The organism is Bradyrhizobium sp. USDA 3315, from assembly GCF_054056795.1.
Genome location: NZ_JBSRYP010000001.1, coordinates 7,546,080 through 7,567,077, shown reverse-complemented (window position 1 = coordinate 7,567,077; position 20,998 = coordinate 7,546,080). Strand labels below are relative to the sequence as shown.

Annotated in this window: 18 protein-coding genes and 1 pseudogene; 16 read left to right on the top strand and 3 right to left on the bottom strand. The window is 59.5% G+C overall.

What is annotated here, in order from left to right:
* The first annotated feature begins 984 nt into the window (after nucleotides 1-984).
* Nucleotides 985-1,629, top strand: a complete 645-nt coding sequence (locus ACVIYL_RS35610; RefSeq protein WP_456780755.1) for a DUF6946 family protein — start codon at nucleotides 985-987, stop codon at nucleotides 1,627-1,629.
* A 280-nt stretch (nucleotides 1,630-1,909) separates the two neighbouring features.
* On the opposite strand, the gene ACVIYL_RS35605 is transcribed toward ACVIYL_RS35610, so the two are convergent.
* Nucleotides 1,910-2,401, bottom strand: a complete 492-nt coding sequence (locus ACVIYL_RS35605) for an Lrp/AsnC family transcriptional regulator (protein WP_253610031.1) — start codon at nucleotides 2,399-2,401, stop codon at nucleotides 1,910-1,912.
* 142 nt (nucleotides 2,402-2,543) lie between these two features.
* Between ACVIYL_RS35605 and ACVIYL_RS35600 the strand changes: the two genes are divergently transcribed.
* From ACVIYL_RS35600 to ACVIYL_RS35575, 6 genes are read left to right on the top strand one after another with little or no spacing between them, the layout of a single operon-like run.
* Nucleotides 2,544-2,936, top strand: coding sequence for a RidA family protein (locus ACVIYL_RS35600; protein WP_253636039.1), 393 nt, complete (start codon nucleotides 2,544-2,546; stop codon nucleotides 2,934-2,936).
* A 33-nt stretch (nucleotides 2,937-2,969) separates the two neighbouring features.
* A complete protein-coding gene (locus ACVIYL_RS35595; RefSeq protein WP_456780754.1) occupies nucleotides 2,970-4,355 on the top strand; it encodes an MFS transporter in 1,386 nt (461 codons plus the stop codon).
* The gene (locus tag ACVIYL_RS35590) at nucleotides 4,352-5,155 is read left to right on the top strand and encodes a putative hydro-lyase (RefSeq protein ID WP_456780753.1); all 804 of its coding nucleotides are present in this window, start codon (nucleotides 4,352-4,354) and stop codon (nucleotides 5,153-5,155) included. Before ACVIYL_RS35595 ends, ACVIYL_RS35590 begins: the two co-directional genes overlap by 4 nt.
* A gap of 27 nt (nucleotides 5,156-5,182) precedes the next feature.
* Nucleotides 5,183-6,769: a gamma-glutamyltransferase gene (gene ggt / locus ACVIYL_RS35585; RefSeq protein ID WP_310882548.1), complete on the top strand. Its 1,587-nt coding sequence runs from the start codon at nucleotides 5,183-5,185 to the stop codon at nucleotides 6,767-6,769.
* An 8-nt stretch (nucleotides 6,770-6,777) separates the two neighbouring features.
* On the top strand, nucleotides 6,778-8,037 hold the full coding sequence (locus ACVIYL_RS35580) for a diaminopropionate ammonia-lyase (RefSeq protein ID WP_253609007.1): 1,260 nt from the start codon (nucleotides 6,778-6,780) through the stop codon (nucleotides 8,035-8,037).
* Nucleotides 8,034-9,251 carry a M20 family metallopeptidase gene (locus ACVIYL_RS35575; protein WP_456780752.1) on the top strand — a complete coding sequence of 406 codons (1,218 nt, stop codon included), beginning with the start codon at nucleotides 8,034-8,036 and terminating at the stop codon, nucleotides 9,249-9,251. Before ACVIYL_RS35580 ends, ACVIYL_RS35575 begins: the two co-directional genes overlap by 4 nt.
* Nucleotides 9,252-9,951: 700 nt before the next feature.
* Here ACVIYL_RS35575 and ACVIYL_RS35570 read toward each other — a convergent pair.
* Nucleotides 9,952-10,212 carry an alpha/beta fold hydrolase gene (locus ACVIYL_RS35570; protein ID WP_194295337.1) on the bottom strand — a complete coding sequence of 87 codons (261 nt, stop codon included), beginning with the start codon at nucleotides 10,210-10,212 and terminating at the stop codon, nucleotides 9,952-9,954.
* Nucleotides 10,213-10,646: 434 nt separating this feature from the next.
* Between ACVIYL_RS35570 and ACVIYL_RS35565 the strand changes: the two genes are divergently transcribed.
* The gene (locus ACVIYL_RS35565) at nucleotides 10,647-11,399 is read left to right on the top strand and encodes a sulfite exporter TauE/SafE family protein (RefSeq protein ID WP_456780751.1); all 753 of its coding nucleotides are present in this window, start codon (nucleotides 10,647-10,649) and stop codon (nucleotides 11,397-11,399) included.
* Nucleotides 11,400-11,492: 93 nt separating this feature from the next.
* Here ACVIYL_RS35565 and ACVIYL_RS35560 read toward each other — a convergent pair whose 3' ends face one another.
* A complete protein-coding gene (locus ACVIYL_RS35560; protein WP_456780750.1) occupies nucleotides 11,493-12,386 on the bottom strand; it encodes a LysR substrate-binding domain-containing protein in 894 nt (297 codons plus the stop codon).
* Nucleotides 12,387-12,646: 260 nt separating this feature from the next.
* Here ACVIYL_RS35560 and ACVIYL_RS35555 point away from each other — a divergent pair, with 260 nt between their 5' ends.
* The 8 genes and pseudogenes from ACVIYL_RS35555 to ACVIYL_RS35520 all read left to right on the top strand — a co-directional run bounded on the left by ACVIYL_RS35555 (nucleotide 12,647) and on the right by ACVIYL_RS35520 (nucleotide 20,944).
* Complete coding sequence (locus ACVIYL_RS35555) at nucleotides 12,647-13,591, top strand: NADP-dependent oxidoreductase (protein ID WP_456780749.1); 945 nt, start codon at nucleotides 12,647-12,649, stop codon at nucleotides 13,589-13,591.
* A 74-nt stretch (nucleotides 13,592-13,665) separates the two neighbouring features.
* Nucleotides 13,666-14,661, top strand: a complete 996-nt coding sequence (locus ACVIYL_RS35550; protein WP_456780748.1) for a cupin domain-containing protein — start codon at nucleotides 13,666-13,668, stop codon at nucleotides 14,659-14,661.
* 182 nt (nucleotides 14,662-14,843) lie between these two features.
* On the top strand, nucleotides 14,844-15,383 hold the full coding sequence (locus ACVIYL_RS35545) for a carboxymuconolactone decarboxylase family protein (protein WP_456780747.1): 540 nt from the start codon (nucleotides 14,844-14,846) through the stop codon (nucleotides 15,381-15,383).
* Nucleotides 15,384-15,515: 132 nt separating this feature from the next.
* Nucleotides 15,516-16,156 (top strand): annotated as a pseudogene (locus tag ACVIYL_RS35540) (nitroreductase family protein).
* A gap of 285 nt (nucleotides 16,157-16,441) precedes the next feature.
* Nucleotides 16,442-17,116, top strand: coding sequence for a nitroreductase family protein (locus ACVIYL_RS35535; RefSeq protein WP_456780746.1), 675 nt, complete (start codon nucleotides 16,442-16,444; stop codon nucleotides 17,114-17,116).
* A gap of 38 nt (nucleotides 17,117-17,154) precedes the next feature.
* Nucleotides 17,155-17,700, top strand: a complete 546-nt coding sequence (locus ACVIYL_RS35530; RefSeq protein ID WP_456780745.1) for a carboxymuconolactone decarboxylase family protein — start codon at nucleotides 17,155-17,157, stop codon at nucleotides 17,698-17,700.
* Between the two features lie 92 nt (nucleotides 17,701-17,792).
* Nucleotides 17,793-18,761 carry an AraC family transcriptional regulator gene (locus ACVIYL_RS35525; RefSeq protein WP_456780744.1) on the top strand — a complete coding sequence of 323 codons (969 nt, stop codon included), beginning with the start codon at nucleotides 17,793-17,795 and terminating at the stop codon, nucleotides 18,759-18,761.
* A gap of 479 nt (nucleotides 18,762-19,240) precedes the next feature.
* Entirely contained in the window at nucleotides 19,241-20,944 is a 1,704-nt protein-coding gene (locus tag ACVIYL_RS35520) for an amidohydrolase (RefSeq protein WP_456780743.1), read from the top strand.
* Nucleotides 20,945-20,998 lie beyond the last annotated feature (54 nt).

Here is a 20,998-nt window from a genome sequence, read left to right as displayed (position 1 = left end):
GCACGGGCAGTGGCGGTGAGACCGGCACAAAAGGACTGTCGGCTTTATTGAGAGTGCGATGCCTGCCGACGGCATTCCCAGCTGCCATTCGCCTCGAACGGAGACGTCGGCACGTCCCGTCTCGAAAAGCAGCTCCAAAGAAGACTACAGAATCCAACGCCTATCCAAAAGAACTTCATATGGCCAGGATGTCGCACCAACAATCCGGTCAAGACCAATGGCTCCAATTTCCGAGTTGGGTCAAAACGTGACCTCGCCAGAGTGGCAGCTCTTGGCGCAAAGCGGACCTGAACGTCTGGGGACGGAGTGGTCCGGTGAGCGGTGCGAGCGATCACCGTACAAACCAAACCAGGTTTTCCTGATCATTGACGGTATCGGAGACAAAGCCGTGCGAGTGTGGAGGTGGCTCATACTGCAAAGCACGCGCGTCCACTTAGTCGATTGACTCCGATACTTGCCGAAGCAGCCATTCCTCCGAGCGGTTTGAATTTTCCTGTGAGTTCAAGACCAAGAAGTTAGCGCGGATATACCGTCGGGATTTGACCGCCAGCTTGCAAGCTTTGTGCTTGCAAATCAACGCCGTAATGTCGTCCTAAATGATTGAGTGGGGAGTGCGATCGGCTACAATCGCGTAGGTTGGCATAGATTTTCGTGAGGTCGTTCTCACCGGTTTTCGTTCCGCGGGCGGCCAGAGCTGTGGATGCCGACTTAACTTGATCGAGACCGGCATTTCTATTCCACATTAGCGGCGGAGTGCTGTGGCGGACGGCAGCGTGGAGAAGGGCCAAAGCTCATCCACCTGCCGAGACGCCAACACTTTCTGCGTTGCGGCGGACAAGGAGTCCGGCGAGCGATTGGCTGTCGACATGGCAGCCAGGAGAACTGTTATCCAGGTCGGGTGAAAATTGAGGGCAGGGGAGTTGGCTCAAAGAACGGAAGTGGCGACCCGGTTTTTATAGATTTTCATAGAGGGGGGCATATTGCATGACGAGTGATGCGGGGCTCCATTTTGATCGAACGCCAGTGCGTGATCTTGCGGCGTTGCTTCATTCATACAATGTCGACGCGTTTAACTCGCCGTATCGATCAACTGCGCCGCTACTAGCGCTCGTTAAGGACGAACGGAACACGTTTCGGAAGGTGTTGAGTGGGTGCGAGGTGCCGATGCCGGCGGACCTCCATTTTGAGTTCAAGGTCGATCATCAGTCGAAGGGGCGAGGGACCCCTTCACACACCGATATCATGGCAATCTCCGAGAACGCATGCGTTGCCATCGAGTCTAAATGGACCGAGCCTCCATACGATACGGTCGGTACCTGGCTTTCAAAGGGCGCCGACATATCGAACCGGGAGAAAGTGCTCAAGGGGTGGCTGGCCTTGATGAGGCTCGAGTGCACGCCGCTATCGCTGAAAGAAATCGCTGATTGCGAGTATCAAATGCTGCATCGGGCAGCATCGGCCTACGCTGCAGCATCTTCTTTTGCTACGAGAAAACGCCCGATGCTCGCATACCTCAAATTCACTTCGCCGGAGATGCCGGCATCTGCTGCGTCGACGGAATACTATGTTGATGCCTTGGCGTTGATCCACAAGCGACTGCGTCCAGTGGATCTTCAGAGCTTGTGGTAGAGATGAAAATGGCACCGAGCGAGCAGTTCAGATTGATCGCAGATCGTCCCAGAACAAACCCGGCAACGGGAGTTGCTGTTCGAGGCGCGTTGCAGGAGACGTCGCTGTTCAATTTCGTAAGCGACAAGGTGTATCGGGTCAGCACCCGGACGGCATGAGTTGGGCATACCACCGCCGGCTGACCCGGCGTTCCCGCAGCAGGGGACACTGCTTCTTGCCGACCCGGTCTTCGCCGTTTGCCTGATGGGTCGACCGCAACGGTGGACTTCTTTCGCGGTCCTTACTTCGGCAGACTCAAGGCCATCGACGCCTTCACCCGGTCCATCACGACCAGGGTTTTGAAATGCTTGATATTGTGGTTCTCGAAAAACAGGCGCTTGGTCAGCTGCTCGTATTCGTGCATTGATCCGACCGTCACGACGAGCACAAAATCCGTCTCTCCCGTCACGTAGTAGCATTGCTGCACTTCCGGGGCCGAAGCGAAACTCGCCTTTGACGCCTCCAGCAGGTCAAGCCGTTCATTCTCGATCTGGACCTCCACCAGAACGGTGATTGGTTGACCTACCGAAGCGGGGTTCAGGATCGCGACGTTGCCCTGGATAACGCCGTGCTTTTCCAGACGACTGATCCGTCGCTGCACGGCAGCCGCGGAAAGATTGACCATCTCTCCGATCGTCCGCTGTGGGGTTGTGTTGTTTCGCTGAAGAATCTCCAGGATGGCAAGGTCCTGAGGATCGAGATCATTCAAGCGAAATTCTTGTGTCGGTGGCATAGCGCGCAACAAAATCACGGGATCCGGGCTCACTTAGAGGCCTTTTCTCGACAAAGCGCAATACTGTCAGCTCCATGACAGCGGTCGATCCGGACGGCAATTGCGCCGGAGATCCGGGCCTGAGATTCCGAACGAGGTGATGATGACCACCATTACGCGCCACACCGTGCCGGGGTTACCTCCGTCGATGTCGCCGAGCAGCCACGCTGTGGAGGCGGATGGATTTGTGTTTTTGACGGGGCAATTTGCGAGAAATCTCGATGACCCCGGTTCGCGCCTTCCTGACGGTATTGCGGCACAAACCGAGCAGACCCTCAAGAACATGGAACGGGTGCTGGGTAGCCTCGGCCTTGGGATGAAAAACGTCGTTAGCGTCCGCGCGTATCTTACCAGCTTCAAGCGCGACTACGACGAAATGAACGAGGTCTACTCCCGGTTCTTTCATCCGGATCATCGACCGACCAGGACCTGCGTCGGTGTCACTGATCTCGTGAGGGACGCCCTGATCGAAATCGACTGCGTCGCAAAGCGATAAGTAGAACAATCACAAAATCCAGAAGGGGAGAAAATGCAGCAAGCCAACTCGGTATCGGCGCGCCTCGACCGCCTTCCGATCTCTAGGGTTCACAAGCGTATCGTCGCCCTCGTGGGCGGCGGCATGTTCTTTGACAACCTTGACATCTACATAGCTGGCGCAGTGCTGGGCGTATTTCTCTCAACCGGCTTTTCCAGTCTCGAACTGAACGCGTATTTCGTGTCCGCGACGTTCCTGGGCATGTTTCTGGGAACGGTCGGAGCGGGCGTCGTCGCAGATATGTTCGGTCGCCGGGTGACGTTCCAGTGGAATTTGGCGATCTTCGGCCTGGCGTCTCTCGCAGGTGCTGCCGCGCCCAACATGGAATGGGTCGTTTTCCTGCGCTTCCTTTGCGGCGTGGGCCTCGGCGCCGAGATCGTTCTGGGCTATGGGACGCTTGCCGAGTTCGTCCCGCCGCAACAACGGGGTCGCTGGGTTTCCACGCTCTCGATGATTTCCAGCATGGGGCTACTGGTGTCGACCCTGTTGAGCTGGGCGCTCATCCCGGTATTCGGTTGGCGCATCATGTTCGCTGTCCCCGGCGTCGGAGCACTGATCATCTTATGGCTTCGAAAAGCGCTTCCCGAGTCTCCGCGCTGGCTGGAAGTAAAGGGGCGGTTCAGCGAAGCGGACCTGGTTGTTTCTGCTATCGAGCGCGAGGCTCGCGCGGAGCACGGTGAACTCGGCGCTCCGGAGTGGCGGCCTGCTGTTGCACCGGGGTCGATCTGGCAAAAGGCGTTCATTCGGCCTCTGGTCCTCGGAACGGTTTTGCAGGTCATCATGTTCGCAGCCCTTTATGGCCTCGTCTCGTGGATCCCGACTTTCCTTCTCAAGCAAGGCATCCCGATCAACCAGACCCTCGGCCAGTCGGCGCTCATGTCGCTCGGCGCGCCAACGGGAGCATTCGTCGCCCGGCTTTGGGTCGATCGTTTGGGTCGACGCGCCGCGATCATCGGCGGCTCTATCGGTGCGGCCATCATGACCGTGCTGTTCGGCCAGGCCACTTCACAGGTCGCGGCCGTCGGCATCGGCTTTGCCACTTTCGCGCTGATCTACTTTCTTCTCGCGACAATCCAGGCAGTCTATTTGCCCGAGCTCTTTCCGACGTCGGTTCGTATGCGCTGCAACGCCGTCTGTGTCGGAATAGCAAGGCTTACGACGGCTGTCGTTCCCTTCGGTGTTGTCTATCTTTTCAACAACTGGGGCGTTGCTGCGGTGCTGTCCACGATCGGCGGACTCCTTTTCGTACAGGCCGTTACCATGGCGTTGCTTGGACGTGAAACCGGGGGACGTTCACTCGAACTCGCGACCGACACGATGTCTCGGCCAGTGTCGGATTACGCACCCGTCGAGGTGCCTGCGACCAAGGCGGTGCCATGAGCGGTCGGGCTCCTGATTTCGATACGCGGGACGTCAGCTCGGTCCGTCGGGCGGTACGCTCCGGTGCCTTTGTCGGCTACACGGCCGGCTTCGCGCCGGATCGCGTGCAGGCGAACATTTGCATTCTTCCTCGCAGTCATGCGGAAGACTTCCTTCTGTACTGCCAACGCAATCCGCAGCCGTGCCCCCTGATTGCGCGATCGGATGTGGGCGATCCCTGTCTTCCCAGCCTGGGCGAAGACATCGACATCCGCACCGATGTGCCGCGGTACCACGTCTTTCGCGATGGCCAACTCGCAGAAGAAGTGACGGACATATCCCGGCTCTGGCGGGACGACCTGGTAACCTTCGCTTTAGGCTGCTCCTTTTCGTTCGAGTACGCCTTGCTGGAAGCGGGAATTGCGCTCAGGTATCTCGATCGTGGCGAAGTGGCTGGCGTCTATGAGACGACGGTCGATACGACGCCTGCCGGTGACTTCCGCGCGAAGCTCGTGGTCACGATGCGACCGTTCGCAGCCCGGGAAGCAATTCGTGCCATCCAGATCACATCGCGCTTCCCGAATGTTCATGGTGCTCCCGTTCATATCGGCGATCCCGGCTTGATTGGAGTGGACCTGTCGAAGAGGTACAGAGGGGTAGGCTCGGGAGAGATGCTCTCGCACGAGATCCCGTTGTTCTGGGCGTGCGGCCTCACTCCGCAGCTCGCGACTGCAAACGCGAAGCCGCCCTTGTGCATCACGCACGCGCCGTCCTCCATGCTCGTTACCGATCTGCGCAATGCTGACCTTGCTTCGTTCTAGGCGCCGCCAATTCCAGGAGAGTGAGGCATGAGAAACTTCGAGGCACCGGGGCGTTCCGAAGCGTTCGGCGTGAACGGCATGGCCGCTACGACACACCCGCTCGCCACCCTGGCTGCAATCGATGTGCTACGCGATGGCGGCAACGCCGTAGATGCAGCCGTAGCCGCGGTCGCGATGCTTGCCGTCGTCGAGCCGACCCAGACAGGTGTTGGCGGGGATTGCTTTGTCTTGTTGAAGCGGGAAGGGCAGCCGGTCATTGCCCTCAACGGGTCCGGAGCTGCGCCGGCCGCTGTAAGTCTCGGCCGTCTCGCGGAAGCCGGAATCAGAACGCTCGATCCCGAAAACGTCCACACGGTTACGGTTCCGGGCGCTGTGCGCTCCTGGGCGCAGCTTGCTGAGGACCACGGTAGGTTCGATCTGGCGCGTCTCCTTGCACCGGCCATCGCAGCTGCAGAAAACGGCTATTTGGTCACCGAGCGACTGGCCCGGGACTGGAGCAGGCAGGTGCCGAAGCTGTCTCGCCTTGCTGCGACGACCTCGGTCTTCCTTCCCTCCGGGGGAGCGCCGAAGCCGGGCCACCTGCACGTGCAGCCGGCGCTCGCTCGCGCCCTCAGGGACGTCGCTGCAAGGGGCGCGGACGTATTCTATGAGGGATGGATCGCAGAAAGCATCGTTAAGACGCTTCGTTCGCTGGGCGGCTTTCACACGCTTGCGGACTTTGCCGCGTTCAGGCCCCGATACGAGACACCGATATCGACGTCCTATCGTGGCTACGAATTGTGGGAATGCCCGCCGAACGGCTCGGGCGTCGCTGTCCTTGCCATGGCAAATCTGCTCGACCGATACAATGTCGCGGACTTCGCTCCGGTATCGGTCGAACGCTACCATCTGCTGTCCGAAATTGCCCGCATCGGCTATGCGGAGCGGGACGCCTTTGTCGGCGACCCGGATACTGCACCGGTACCTGTCGAGCGCATGAAGAGCTCAGCTCGTGCTGACATCCTCACCGGGCGAATATCGCAGAACTCGCGGTTGGCCGACGTCGTTCCGATCGCGATGCCAGAACACAAGGACACGGTGTTTCTGTCCGTTGTCGACAAGGACCGCACAGCGGTCTCGTTCATCAACTCTATCTTCGACGATTTCGGCAGCGGTATCGTCGCCCCCGAGTGCGGGGTCCTTTTGCACAATCGTGGCTTCGGCTTCGTGCTCGAACCCGACCATCCGAATGCGTTCGCGGGCGGCAGGCGTCCTATGCATACGATCCTGCCGGCTATGCTCACCCGCGACGGCGAGTGCGTGCTTTCCTTCGGTGTGACTGGTGGTCACTTTCAGCCGATCGGACAAATCCAGATCCTGTCGAACCTGCTCGACTACAAGATGTCCGTGCAGGAAGCCATCGACCAACCGCGCATCTTCGCTCGCGGCGACGTGCTTGACGTCGAAGGAACCGTTCCGGCGCATGTTGTCGAAGGTCTTCGCGCTCTCGGGCACCGGCCGACGCCGGCGCCCAATCCACTCGGAACTGCCCAGGCGATCTGGATCGACCGGAAGCGCGGGCTTCTAAGGGGCGGGGCAGATTCCCGTCGTGACGGCGTCGCACTAGGCTATTGAGAGACCAAATGTCCAAAATACTCAGCGAAAACTTCTCCCTCCAACCTAACCCGAACCCTGTTCGTCAGGAAAAGTACGGCGAGAACGGACGCGGCGATATCCTCAGCCTCGCAGCTCTCGATCAGGCGCGAAAGGAGATCACGACCTGGCCCGGTTACCGTCCCACGGTGCTGCGGCGTCTGGACGGGCTGGCGCGCGCCGCGGGCGTGCGCACGATCTTCTATAAGGACGAGGGTGCTCGCTTTGACCTCGGCAGCTTCAAGGCACTGGGCGGAGCCTATGCGGTGGCCTCCTTCCTGCAGCGTCAGGTCGAGGCTCTCACCGGCAAGCGCCCGAGCACCGGGCAGCTTGCGGCCGGATTGCTGAAAGACATCACGGCCGGCATGATTGTGACGTGTGCAACGGACGGAAATCACGGCCGATCCGTGGCGTGGGGCGCCCGCACGTTCGGGTGCAGGTGCGTGATCTTCGTGCACGCCTCTGTGAGCCAGGGCCGCCGCGATGCGATCGCCGCCTACGGCGCTGAAGTACGCGTGGTCGACGGGACTTACGACGCCGCCGTTCGCGAGGCTGCGGATACTGCCGCGCGAAACGGCTGGCAGGTGATCTCCGATACGTCTTACGAGGGATATACCGACATTCCCCGCTACGTCATGCAGGGGTACGGAGTTATGGTGGAGGAGGCCATAGAGCAACTGCCGCGCGGTGTTTTTCCGACCCACGTCTTCGTGCAGGGCGGTGTTGGCGGCCTCGCGGCGGCCGTCTGCTCCTATCTTTGGGAGCGCTTCGGCGAGAGGTCGCCCCTGTTCTACGTGGCCGAGCCCGAGACGGCGCGATGCCTCTACCTTAGCGCGGTGGCGGGGCAGCCGACTGCCGACCACGGCACGCTGGACACGCTTATGGCTGGTCTTGCCTGCGGGGAGGTCTCCCTGTTGGCCTGGTCGATTCTCGATGTGGGCACCGACGGATTCTTCTCGATCACTGACGCTTCCGCGGCGGAAACGATGCGCTTGCTTGCCGATGGTCGATACGGCGATCATCCGATCGTCGCCGGCGAGTCCGCCGTCGCGGGTCTCGCTGCGGCACTTCTGGCGGCCGGTGACGCCGACGCACGGCATGCGGTCAAGCTGACTGAAGAGAGCGTGGTGCTGGTCATCGGAACGGAAGGAGCAACCGATCCAGTCGTGTACGAGCGGATCGTCGGAAAGCCGCCCGAGCGCGTCGTGGCCGGCTGGTCGAACGCGGCCAGGGAGGAACTGGTGCAATGACGTCGTCGGGCTGGAACAAGCTTGTTTCGCATGAGATCGACAAAGATCGCGAGGCTCTTGTCGATCTGTGCCGTCGATTTGTGGCGGCTCCGAGCATGAATCCGCCTGGGCGGACGACGGAGGTCGCGGACGAATTGCAGGCGTTTTTCCGGGAGAGGGGGCTGGCGAGCGAGCGGATCGCCGTTGTGGACGACGCCGCCAACGTTCACCTGACGCTGAGTGGCTCGGCGGAAGGAAAGCATGTGGTCTTCAACGCCCACATGGACACGATGCAGCCGGGCGACGAGTCCGCGTGGAGCGTTTCGCGTCTCGAATTGACCCGCAAGGAAGGTCGTCTTTACGGCCTTGGCATGGGAAACCTGAAGGGCGGTCTCGCCGCCATGGCCCTCGCGACGACAGTGCTTGCACGGCATCGCGAGCAGCTTCCGGGGACCCTGAGCTTCACGGCCGTTTGCGACGAGGTCATGTTCGGCGGACGCGGCACCGAGCACCTCCTCGCTGTTCGGCCGGATCTTGCCGGCGACTTTATGATCAGCGCAGAAGGTCCCGGTTTCATGGATTTCGCTGTTGCGGAGAAAGGCCTTCTCTGGGTCGATGTCGAGGCAACCGGACCGGGAGGCCATTCTTCCCGCGCGCTGCGGGGCGAAAGCGCCGTCGGCAAGCTCGCCAACTTCATGGCACAGGTCGATACCTTCAACGATGTCTTCGCGACCTTGCCGCAGGAGCTCAACGGGGTGACCGGCGGAGAAGGAAACTTGGGGCTTCGCTTGTCGGCCAACGCGGGTGTGATCGACGCGGGCGAAGTGCGCAGCCTGATCTCGCCGTCCGCGATTGCGCGGTTTGATTTCAGGCTTCCGCCGGGAATCAGTGTTGCAAGCGTCAAGGACCGCCTGCAGAGGATCGCCAGCACCATTCCGGGAATCCGTCTCTCGTACCCGAAGGAGTGGGATGCGAACTGGGAGGCGGTTGATAGCCCGTATGCGAAGAGCCTGATTCAAGCGATTGGTGAGGTGCGAGGAAAAACACCTCGTCTAGTCGTGCGACTTCCGGGCAGCGACGCCCGTCATTGGCGGAATAAGGGTGTTCCGGCCGCTTGTTTCGGACCGCAGCCCACGTTGTCGGCCGGTGTGGACGACTATGCCAATGAGCAAGACGTAGTCGATTGCGCGAAGATTTATGCTCTTGCGGCGATCGATCTCATGAGTCTTCGCTGAAACCATATCCTGGCTCTTCCAAGCGAGGAGCTGCCGCGAAAAAGTGTTTCTCGCCGAGTGAGTGGCGTGAGCGATCATCGTACAGACTAAATCAACGCTGGTCATTGACGGTACCGCAAGCCACGCCGTGCGACCGCGAGCGGTGTCGTTCCCGGCCAGGCACGCGCGGCCATCCGGTCGATTGACTCTGATACTTACCGAAGTCGGCATTCTTCCGAGCGACGTGAATTTTCCTGTGAATTCAAGTGCGTAATATTGTGACGGATCAGCCACCGGCAGTTGACCGTTGGCGAGGGCAATTTGTACTTAGAAAACAATGCGATAGAATCGCTCGAAATGAATGAGTGGGAGTAGGGCGGCCGGCTGCTATCGCGCAGTTTGGCGTAGTTTTGGTGAAGCTGTTCTCACTCCTCTCATATACGAGCGCTGGTCCGAGTTGTGGCCTCTACTTAACCCCGCTCGGTGTCTGAATTCGACCGCGCTTCCACGAACAGAGTATTGTGGCGCACTATAGCGTGCAGAGTGGCCGGAGCCTGCGAGGCGAAGCCTCAGTTTGAGGGATCGGCAGCAGTTGGAGCGAAGCGGACATCCGGGCCGACGGCAGCAACGGGCCAGAAGCATGTCGGTCATCAGTCTGGTGTCAATCACGGACCGGCGCTTCTACTTCGGCTCGAGGTGCAGCGATGGGGCCATTGCGCACTCATCGAAATGAAGCACGAACCTCATCGATGGTCAGCTTTGGGTTCTGCAGATGAGGAAAGTGCCCAATGCCGGGGAGGAGCGTGAGTTCTGCGTGGATACTTTCGGCGAACTCAAGGCCCATCTCTTTCTTGATGTAGAGGTCCTTCTCGCCCCGAACCACCTTCACCGGAGTCTTGAGCCTGGCCAGTCGCGATTCGAAATGATCCTGGTCCCGCGTAAAGTGCGAGTAGTAGTGGGAGAAAGCGTCTGCTGTCGTCATCGCGCCCAGGCTCCTGCGCGGGACATGTCGTCCTTGAATTCTCGCGACACTTCGAATTGCGCTTCCTTGGGCAAGCCTCTTGTGAAGGTGTTCTCAAGGATCTCGTCGCGATTTCTGTTCAGGTTGGCGCGGACCTACCTCGCTCCACCGCGGTCATGAGCAACCGCATATCCGTCAAATCGAAGCACAATTATTAATCTTCGGCGTCGCCGAAGTTTCCTATCGGAAATGACCAATTGTGGCGATCGGTAATGTGAGCGTAGCTTGCTAAGTGCGACGCCATGCTTGCCGATTTTGACTATAAAACAAGAAATTGGAGAATGGCGCCTTAGTGAGAGCGACATTTTTTCGGAGCTATCACGCTATATGCACGCGGATGCCATCGGCCTACGCGAAGTCAAAAATGGAGACACGGCCTGGTCCGAGGAGTCGAGATGAGTGATTATCTTTCGCGGCATGTTCTATTTGTCGCGCTGACGTTTTTCGTCGCCGGATTCGTCAAGGGCGTGGCGGGAATGGGTTTGCCGACTGTCTCTATGGGCGTCCTCAGCGCGATCATGCCGCCAGTCAGTGCAGCTTCTCTGCTGGTCATTCCATCCTTCGTCACAAATTTTTGGCAGTTGTTTACAGGGCCGAATTTTCTGGGCCTGATTAAAAGACTTTGGGTGATGATGCTCGGCATACTGGTTGGCACCCTTGCCGGCTCGTGGCTTTTGACGAGCGCCAATACCGTGTACGCAAGTGTTGGATTGGGTGCCGCCCTGATTATCTTTGCAGTGCACGGCCTATTTGCGAAGCCATTGTCGGTTCCCACGCGCTTCGAACGTTCATTGTCGCCTGTCATCGGGTTGGCAACCGGACTAATCAACGGAGCAACCGGAGTTTTCACGCTTCCCGCCGTTCCTTATCTTCAGGCTCTCGGTCTTTCCAAAAACGATCTCATCCAGGCGCTCGGGCTGTCGTTCACGGTCTCAACAATTGCATTGGCGGCAGGCCTCGCCCGTGGCGGAGCTTTCCATCTTGGAAGTATTACCCTGTCAGTCCTTGCGATCATTCCTGCGTTGCTGGGGATGCACGTCGGAACAATGGTCCGTGGGCGCATAAGCGCGGCAACCTTTCGACGTTGGTTCCTGATCCTTATCGCTATTCTTGGTCTTGAACTCGCTGCTCATCCATTCCTCTTCTGAAGCAGATGACGATGTCCGAGCGTATGACATAGACAGCCACGCCTACTACCGCTCGATGCCAGCCCACACGAGGGGGGGCGCCGGCCATAGCGCTTAAGAGATAGCGACCTTCGGCTCCATAAGCTGCTGCGCAAGCAAACCGGCGTGCGGTGTGAGCGCAGAGAAGTCACGCGCACAAAGATGAAGCTGCCTTAGCGCCCAGGAGTCTCGAAGGGGCACGATTGTCAAACCGAGGTGGCTCACATCTTTGGCGGAAGCTTCGGGCAAAATGGCGATCCCAACACCGGACTCAATCATCATTGCGATGTTCTCAACGCGCCTGAGTTGAATGCGGTAATAAATTTGCCGACCCAGGCGTGCGGCGCGTTCTCCTAAATATGCTTCCAAGGCAGCGTCGGCCACGCCAACGAACGGCTCATCAACGACATCTGCGAAAGCTATCGATTGTTGATCGCTGATGCGGTGCGTTTCGCTCACAACAGCGACGAGTTGGTCTTGCGCGATAACGTGAGTCTGCAACGCCTCCAGACCAGTGTGGTAAGCTACAATTCCCAGGTCAGCACGACCTTCCAGGATGGCCCGTACAATCTCGGCGCTCGGTCGTTCATAGAGATCAATTGAAAGATCTGGATAAGCGACCAAGAAACGGTCGAGCCGAGGAGGAAGAAAAGCGGACAACCCGGCCGTGTTGGACAAGAGCCTGATGCGTCCTCGCAGGCCAGTGCCGTAGCTGCGCAACTCACCGCGCATCTGCTCTACCTGATCCAGAATCAACCGTGCATGGCGAACCAGAGCGTCACCGGCCGGCGTCGTAGTGACACCCCGCCTATTTCGCTCCAGGAGCTGGGCGCCAAGCGTAGATTCCATCCCGGAAATGCGTTCGCTCACGGAAGCGAGAGCCAGATTCATGCTCTCGGCACCCTTGGTGAGGCTGCCCCGCTCCACCACGGTTAAGAACAACCGCATATCCGTCAAATCGAAGCGCAATTCTCATCCTTCGCCTCGGCCGAACCAATCCATCGGAAATGGCCAATTGCGGCACCTGGTTGGCTTGCTTATCTTACCCCACAGGAAGCCATGTTCGCCAATTTTCTTTGTTAATACAATAGGTTGAAGAGATGGTGTTTTGGTGAAAGCTAGGTTTGCCGGCCGCAACATCACGCCATATGCGAGTGGATGCCATCGGCTTGCGCGAAGCTTTCAAATGCCATTGCCAGTCCGAGTGAGTCAAAACAAGGAGATTCACGATGAAGGCGATCATTGTGACGGACCAAGCTGCGGGTACGGCCGGGATGAAGCTGGTGGAACGGCCAGAGCCGCAAGGGGCAGCGCTCGCCAGCCTATCGGGCGCTAGTTACGGCGATGTCGTTGTTCAGGTCCATGCGTCGGGATTCACCGGAGATGAGCTGGCATGGCCCTCGACCTGGATCGACCGTCTCGGCCGTGACCGGACGCCTTCGATCCCCGGCCACGAACTGGCCGGAGTGGTCTCCGCCCTCAGTTATGGAACGACGGGGCTATCGGTGGGACAGCGGGTGTTCGGCCTCACAGACTGGACTCGCGACGGCACGCTGGCGGAGTATGTGGTCGTCGAGGCCCGCAACCTCGCCGCGCTACCCGGGGACGTTGACTTCACGGTGGGTGCGGCCCTCGTGATGCCGGGCCTGACCGCGTGGCAGGGGATGTTCGAGCACGGCCGCCTTTGTGCGGGGCAGAGCGTCCTTGTGCACGGTGCGGCTGGCGTGGTCGGTTCGATGGCAACCCAGCTCGCGCGTGAGGCCGGGGCATATGTCATCGGCACGGGACGCGCTGCCGGCCGCCAGACGGCTCTCGACTTCGGCGCGCAGGAGTTCGTCGACCTCGATAACGACGCTCTGGAAGATGTTGGCGGAGTCCATCTGGTTTTCGATGTCCTCGGCGGCGACATCGCGAAGCGGTCTGCAAGCGCGGTTCGAGCCGGGGGAACGCTGGTGACAATCGCAGGCCCGACAGAGGCGCGCCCCGCTGATGGCCGGACGATTGACTTCGTTGTCGAGGCCAATCGCGACCAACTGAGCGAGATCGTCCAGCGAGTGCGAGACGGACGACTGCGAACGAACATTGGCACTGTCGCGAGCCTCGACGATGCTGTCGCTGCCTTCAACCCGACCGAGCGACGGCCGGGGAAGACGATCATTCGCGTTCGTCCCTGAGGACTCGGGAAGGGAGGGCGATTCTTCACCTTCCCGCCTTTTCGCACGTGGAGATTAGTGAAGGTACTTCTCGTATGTCCCAAATCGACTGGCTAAGCCATCTCCTGCAAATGATGACGGTCACTGGCCAAGTGGAGGCCCGCTGCGTTTATGGATCACCATGGCTTGTGGACTTCGCGCAGTCCGCGGCACACGAAATTCCCTACCACGTTGTGCTAAAAGGCAGTGCCATTATTGAGGATCCGGAAACGGGGACGGCGACGGAATTGCTGGCCGGGGATATTGTGTTGTTGCCTCACGGGTCGGCACACGCCTTGCACGATGGCAGCGGACGTATACCGGGTCGAACCTACGAGCGCCAAGTTTCCGCAGGATGGATGCTCAGCGAGAACGATGGCGGAGGCGAGCATCTGGACATGTTGTGCGGGCGATTTTTCGTCGCACCGCCCCATGATCGGTTGATCCGCGATTATCTACCCAGGGCTCTAATGGTACGCGCCATGGCCGGTCGTGGTGAAGCGGGCATCGGGTCAGCTTCGAACCACCTGGCCAGTCTGGTGAGCATGATGCGCATAGAGTCCGCTGGCGAAAGACCAGGAGGGCACGCAATCCTCAACGGACTGACGCTAACGCTGTTCACACTTGCACTGCGCGCTGCAAGTGAGTCTGAACAGGCGCCTGCAGGCCTATTGGCACTTGCCGGCCATTCACGATTGGCACCAGCCATTTCAGCCATGTTCGACAATCCGGCGCGCCCCTGGAATCTTCAAGATCTGGCCGACTTGTGCAACATGTCTCGCGCAACCCTCGTGCGGCACTTTCAAGACAGGCTGGGCCGTTCTCCTATCGATCTTCTGACGGACATCCGCATGAGCATAGCCGCCAACGAACTGAAGAAGCCGGGAATGTCGACCGAGTTCGTGGCCGATGTAGTCGGGTATCAATCCGTGTCAGCATTCCGGCGTGTTTTCACCGACAAGGTGGGGATGGGGCCGGGGCAATGGCGGCGGCGCTTGGCACGCGAGGGCGAGGGCGAGGATGCGTTCGCGCTCGGTGTACATCCCGGATAAAAGACCCGAATATCGAGCTCAACTCGGCGAAAAAACGTCCGCCGTCCCGCGCCGCAACCGGGCGGATCGATCGTCTCGTTGTCTTGAGACTTTTAGGTCTTTTATTGAGCAGACCTAGTCTCGAATTCGGTATCGGCTGAGCTTAAAGCGGCAGGTCTTAACTGCGACGAGAGAGCCGAACCATGAGCCGCATCGCCATCCCCGCTGTCGAGTCCGCCACCGGCGCCACTGCCGATATTTATGCGCGTGTGAAAAAACTTTCCGGCGGTCGCGTTCCCAATACGTACGCCGCATTGGGCCACCTTATACCGGCGTCTTTGGCTGCCGTGCTCGACGCCCAAGGTACATTGAATTCGGGCAACCTGAGCCGGCAAGAGCACGAAACCATCAAACTGCTAATCAGTGAGAAGACCGGTTGCGACGTTTGCGTGGCTGCGCACAGCTTCGTCGGCAAACTGGTGGGTCTACCGGTCGATGCGCTGCATGCCATTCGCGCAGGGCAGCCCACGGGCGATGCCAAGCGTGATGCCTTGGTGCGTTTCGTATCCTACCTGCATGCCACGAGCGGCACGATCAGCGACGACGAGTTCAATGCCATCCGTGAGGCCGGCTACACCGACACCCAATTGGCGGAAATCTCGCTGACCATTGCACTCGGCATCTTCACCAATACCTTCAACCGCATCAACGGCACCGACGTCGACTTTCCGTCCGTCGAGTAAACCGCCCCGCCGGGCGGATAAGGCATCGCCCATCCAAGTTTGTTCTGGCTGCTTCTACATGCGGTGAGTGAGAGCAATTCCGCATAGCGCGAAAGCACCCGTGTACCTCGATCTATCCCATCATCCGTAGCGATAGTCGTGAACAACACAATCACCAAGGTCAATCCCGTCGTCGAATGTATCTTGAGCCGCCGCTCGAGCAAATTCTACGATCCAGCCGCCACTCTGAGCGACGATCAGATTCGCGAGCTAGTGCGCATCGGTACGACCGCGCCCACATCCTTCAATTGCGGAATTGGCGTTTCATCGCCCTACGTACGCCTGAAGCCAAGGCACGCCTCAGTCCGATCGCTTGGAGCCAGCCGGCGATCATGGATGCAGCAGTCACCTTCATCGTCATTGGCAGGTTGGCGGATGCGAACACTCTCCCACAGCGCCTGGCACCTGTCGTGGAAGCCGGGATCATGCCGGCACATATGGTGCCGAAGAGCGAACGCCGCGCACGCAGTCTTTATGACGACCAACCGCAGCGCCAGCGTGATGAAGCTATGCGGACCGCAACCTTTGGCGCAGCGGCGATGATCTATGCCGCGCACTCCTTTGGCCTGGGATCCACACCGATGATTGGTTTTGACGCCGACGCGGTGCACCGCGAGTTTGGTCTCGGCGAAAACGAAGTGCCCGCCATGTTGTTGACCGTTGGACCGGAGCGAGCTGGGAACTGGCCGCAGAAGCCGCGTATGCCGGTGGCCGATGTGCTTGATCTTCTCTAACCATTTTTAAAAACAATTCCGAATGTCGCCAGGCACGCCAATGCTGTTCCAGCAGGCAGCGCCTCGCACCGTCCTGCTCCATTTACGACAATCAGGTTGATCCCTGTAACGGCAGAGGTGCGAACCGCGTGTCTGCAACTGCGCCATGCAACACGGGGGAGAGAGCGCATCGTCGGTTCGGAGAAAGATGAGCATATCGAGCCTTTAATTGAGCCGAGTTCGTCTCGAACCACCTAGTGCGTGGCCGTATCTATACCTCTCCAACATGTCGATCAAAGGACCGCTATGACCACCGCCATCGCCGAAAACGCTCAAACTCGCAGTGCTAACGTAGGTCTCGTCATGACCAATGCATTCATCGAAACCATGCTGAGCCGCAGTGCTACGAAGTATTATGATCCGGAGGCTGTTCTGACTGACGAACAGATCACCGCCCTAGTGGAGATCGGGACCTCGGCGCCGACCTCGTTCAACTTCCAGAACTGGCGTTTCGTTGCCGTGCGTTCACCCGAGGCGAAGGAGCGGCTACGCCCGATCGCCTGGAACCAGGCGATTAGCTACGAAGCGGCGGTGACATTCATCATCATCGGCCAGCTCGCTGATGCGAGCACCGTACCCGCGGTCTTTGGCCCGATGGTGAAAGCGGGCTACATGCCGGCGGACCAGCTTCCTGAAGCGGAAAAGGGTGCCCGCGGTATTTACGACGATAACCCGCAGCAGCAACGAGACGAGGCGATGCGCAGCGCAACGTTCGGCGCGGCCGCGATCATTTACGCTGCCCGGTCGATGGGCTGGGGCTCGACCCCGATGATCGGTTTTGACCCCGCCGCGGCGAGAAAGGAATACGGCCTCGCCAACAACGAGATCCCCGTGATGCTTCTCGCGGTCGGGCCGATGCGTGATGGGAATTGGCCGTCGAAGCCACGCCGGCCCGTGCTCGACGTCCTGAGCTTCCGTTGAACCCATAACGGGGCGCACCAACACATACGGAGCTATCGATGTCCAGAATTACAACCCCTAAGCCGGAACACGTCCCGGCGGATTCGAAACCGACGCTCGATGCGTTCACCAAGAATATTGGATTCACCCCCAACATGCTGGCGTGCTTCGCGCAGAGCCCGGTTGCGTTCAACGCGTGGGCCGACCTAATCGGCTCCTTGAGCAAGACGCTTGACGTGAAGACCCGTGACAGCATCGGTCTCGCGGTCTCGGAGGTGAATGGCTGCAACTACTGCCTGACCGTGCACAGCTATACGGCCGAGCACATGGCCAAGTTGCCGGCCAATGACATCATCCTTGCGCGCCAGGGTCATGCCTCCGATCCGAAGCGCGACGCCGCCCTCCAGTTCGCGCGCAAGGTCATCCAGTCGCGCGGACAGGTCAGCGACACCGACCTGAAGACCGTGCGCGATGCTGGCTACACGGATGCGAACATCATGGAGATCATCGCCCTGGTGGCCATGTACTCCCTGACGAACTTCTTCAACAACGTGTTCGATCCAGACAAAGACTTCCCTCCCGTAAGCCCGGCTGGGTCGATCTGAGCTAGCGAGCGTAACGTTCGAGTCTGGATGCGCCTCAAGAAAAGTCGTTAAGAGCGCATCCAGGCGGGAGCAGTTAATTTTCCGGAGGAAATGTGCCCCAGGCCGATTGGCTGAGCCGGCTTCTGCAAATTATTACCGTCACCGGGCAGCTAGAGATTTGCTGCTCGTATGGTGCGCCGTGGCGTTTGGCCAAGTCTCAGTGTGCGGCACATGAGATTCCTTACCATATCGTGCTCAATGGCCGGACTGTAATCGAGTTTCTTGAGACGGATACTGAAACGACCAAAGAACTGGTAGGCGGTGATATCATCCTGTTGCCTCATGGGTCGGCCTATGTGCTGCACGATGGCAGTGGAGCTCCAGCGGGGCCGACTGATGTTCGGCAAGGTTCTGGAGGGTGGGCCCTCAAAAAGAATAGTGGCCCGGGTGAGCGTCTAGACATGTTGTGCGGGCGATTTTTCATTGGAGCGCCCCATGATCGCCTGATTCGTAACTGCCTCCCCACGAAGCTGGTAGTGCGGTCCATAGAGGGGCTTGCTGGGGACGATACTGGGTCAGCTTCGAACCATCTGGCCAATCTCGTGGCGCTGATGCGGATGGAGGCAACAAGCGACAAACCGGGAGGCGATGCCATCCTTCGCGGGCTTTCCTCGGTGCTGTTCACGCTGGTGTTACGTGCAGCGAGCGAATCTGAGTCAGCTCCAGAAGGACTGCTGGCGCTGACGAGTTATTCGCGACTTACACCGGCTATTGCAGGAATGTTCGGTGATCCGACGCGACACTGGAATCTGATCGATCTCGCTGACTTGTGCGGCATGTCGCGGGCTACCTTCGCGCGTCATTTTCAGGACAAGCTGGGGCGTTCGGCCGCCGATCTGTTGACGGATATCCGGATGAGCTTGGCCGCCAACGAGCTGAAGAAGCCGACGATCAGCATCGAGGTCGTGGCCGAATCGGTCGGGTATCAGTCTGTGGCGGCGTTCCGGCGCGTGTTCATCGACCGAACGGGGACGACACCAGCGCAGTGGCGCCGTTTGGCCCGCGAGAGAGCGAGCAAATAAGTTCGCGTTCGCTGTGCCAATCGGATCAGTCGTCCGGGAGAAGATGAATTGCCCGCGGTCGGATGTTGGGAAGCTGAAGCGCTGGGGCACTCGTTTGGTCGATCTCGGCAAGGATCTCGGCATGAAAGTGTCGACCGCAGAAATCGTCCACCTGCTGGCGAAAATATTCGGTGCCTGATGGGCAACTTCACCGACATCCTCGCTCGTATAGGAAAGCTCTCGACCAGCATTACGAAGCAGCGTCCCTTTCTGGTATTCCGCCAGACCCTCTCCGCCGACCGCTTTGGCCGAACATCGCGAACGCGGTCCTCTTTCTCGCATGCAATCCCTTCTCGACCGGTTCGACCGTCGTCGTCGATGGGGGAGCCACCGTCGCGGCGTGAGCGGCTGCCGGATTGTTGGACCGCTTCGATACGCGCGGCTATCATCGAAGAAAGACCAGATGTTCGCCTATTGAACAAGATAATCGGGAGGTTTGAATGGTCCGCAGGTCGACGGTGCTCGCGATACTCGGTGCTGGAATTCTGTTCGCAGCCGCAGCACCCGCTACAGCACAGCCGGCGGACGTCAATTCGCCCGATCTCGTTCTCGTCAACGGAAGGGTCCTGACCCTTGACGAGCAATCCAGCGTGACCGAAGCGATCGCCGTCCGGGACGGAAAGATTCTCGCGGTCGGAAGCAGCGCGTCCATGCGGGCGCTCGCCGGAGCGCGCACGCAGGTGCTTGATGTATCCGGTAAGACCGTCGTTCCCGGATTGATCGATACGCATGCGCACTTCAAGGCGGCTGGACTTGGCGACTATGTCGTCGTCATGGGCCGGGCGAAGACGGTCGCGGAAGCGCTCGAGGCAATCAAGGCCTTCGTCGCCAAGAAGAAGCCGGGCGAGTGGATCGTTGGGGGAGCGTGGCACCCGCCGTCACAACTCGCCGAGAAGCGCTACCTGACGAGACAGGAGATCGACAGCGTCGCTCCGAACAATCCGGTCTACTTGCGCACCGTCGGGCATTTCTCGATGGCGAACACGATGGCGTTGCAGAAGGCAGGCATCGATAAGACCACCGCAAACCCGGACGGTGGCTCTTTCGAGCGCGACGCGGCCGGCGAACTGACCGGCGTCCTCGTCGAGACCGCGATCGACCGGGTCGAGAAGGCCGTTCCGCCGTGGACCGAAGAGGATGAAATCAGGCAGTTCACACTTGCGGAAGGCGCGCTGAACAGTTTTGGGATCACGAGCGCGGTCGAAGGCGCCACGGAAGCGCGCGACGTCCGTACGCTGCAGAAGCTCGCGGCGTCCGGACAAGCGACGCTGCGGACGGGATTGATGTACAGACCCGAGCCGCCCGCCGATCTAGGCGCCTGGGAAGCGATCATGTCGGGTAATGGCGCTTCGTCCGGCTTCGGCGACGACTGGGTCAGGTTTGCCGGCATCAAGATCTTCTACGATGGCGGCATGACCTTGAAGACGGCGTTGATGCGCGACGTCTATCCGGATTCGCACGACAACTACCACGGCATCGCCCAGCAGACCCCCGAGCGGCTCACGCAACTCGTCTCAATCTGCAATCGCTACAGCTGGCGTGTTGGCGTGCACGTCGTAGGTGATCTCGGCATCGACCAGGTGCTCGACGCCTTCGAGGCGGCCGACAAGAAACGGTCCATAAGCGGCCGTCGTTTTGTTCTCATCCACGCGAGCCTGATCAGACCTGAGCAGATGGAGCGCGCCCACAAGTTGGGGGTCAGGGTCGATTTCCAGAACGTCTTCATGTGGGACAAGGCTGCGACCGTCGAGCGCTTCCTGGGGCGGCCAACAGCCGATCGCGCCGTGCCGACAAAGACCTTGATCGAGAAGATGGGGCTGGACAATCTCGGTGCCGGAACCGACTTCCCGGTCAACCCGATCAACCCGTTCCTCAACATGTACATCATGGTGACGCGGAAGGATCCGAACGGAAGCGTCTACGGTGCGCCGGAAGCTATCAGTCGCGAACAGGCACTCCGCCTCTACACGTCGGCAGCTTCCCGCTACATGTTCGACGAAGCACGCAAGGGTACGATCCAGCCGGGCAAGCTTGCCGACCTCTCGGTCCTTTCCGCGGACTACATGGCCATTCCGGAAGAGCAAATTAAAGACATCAAGGCGGACATCACGCTTGTCGGCGGCAAAATCGTCTTTCAACGTTGACTCGAAGGAGAGGACTAACGCCGAAGCGCGCACTATCGACGTCGCCAGTTCGTC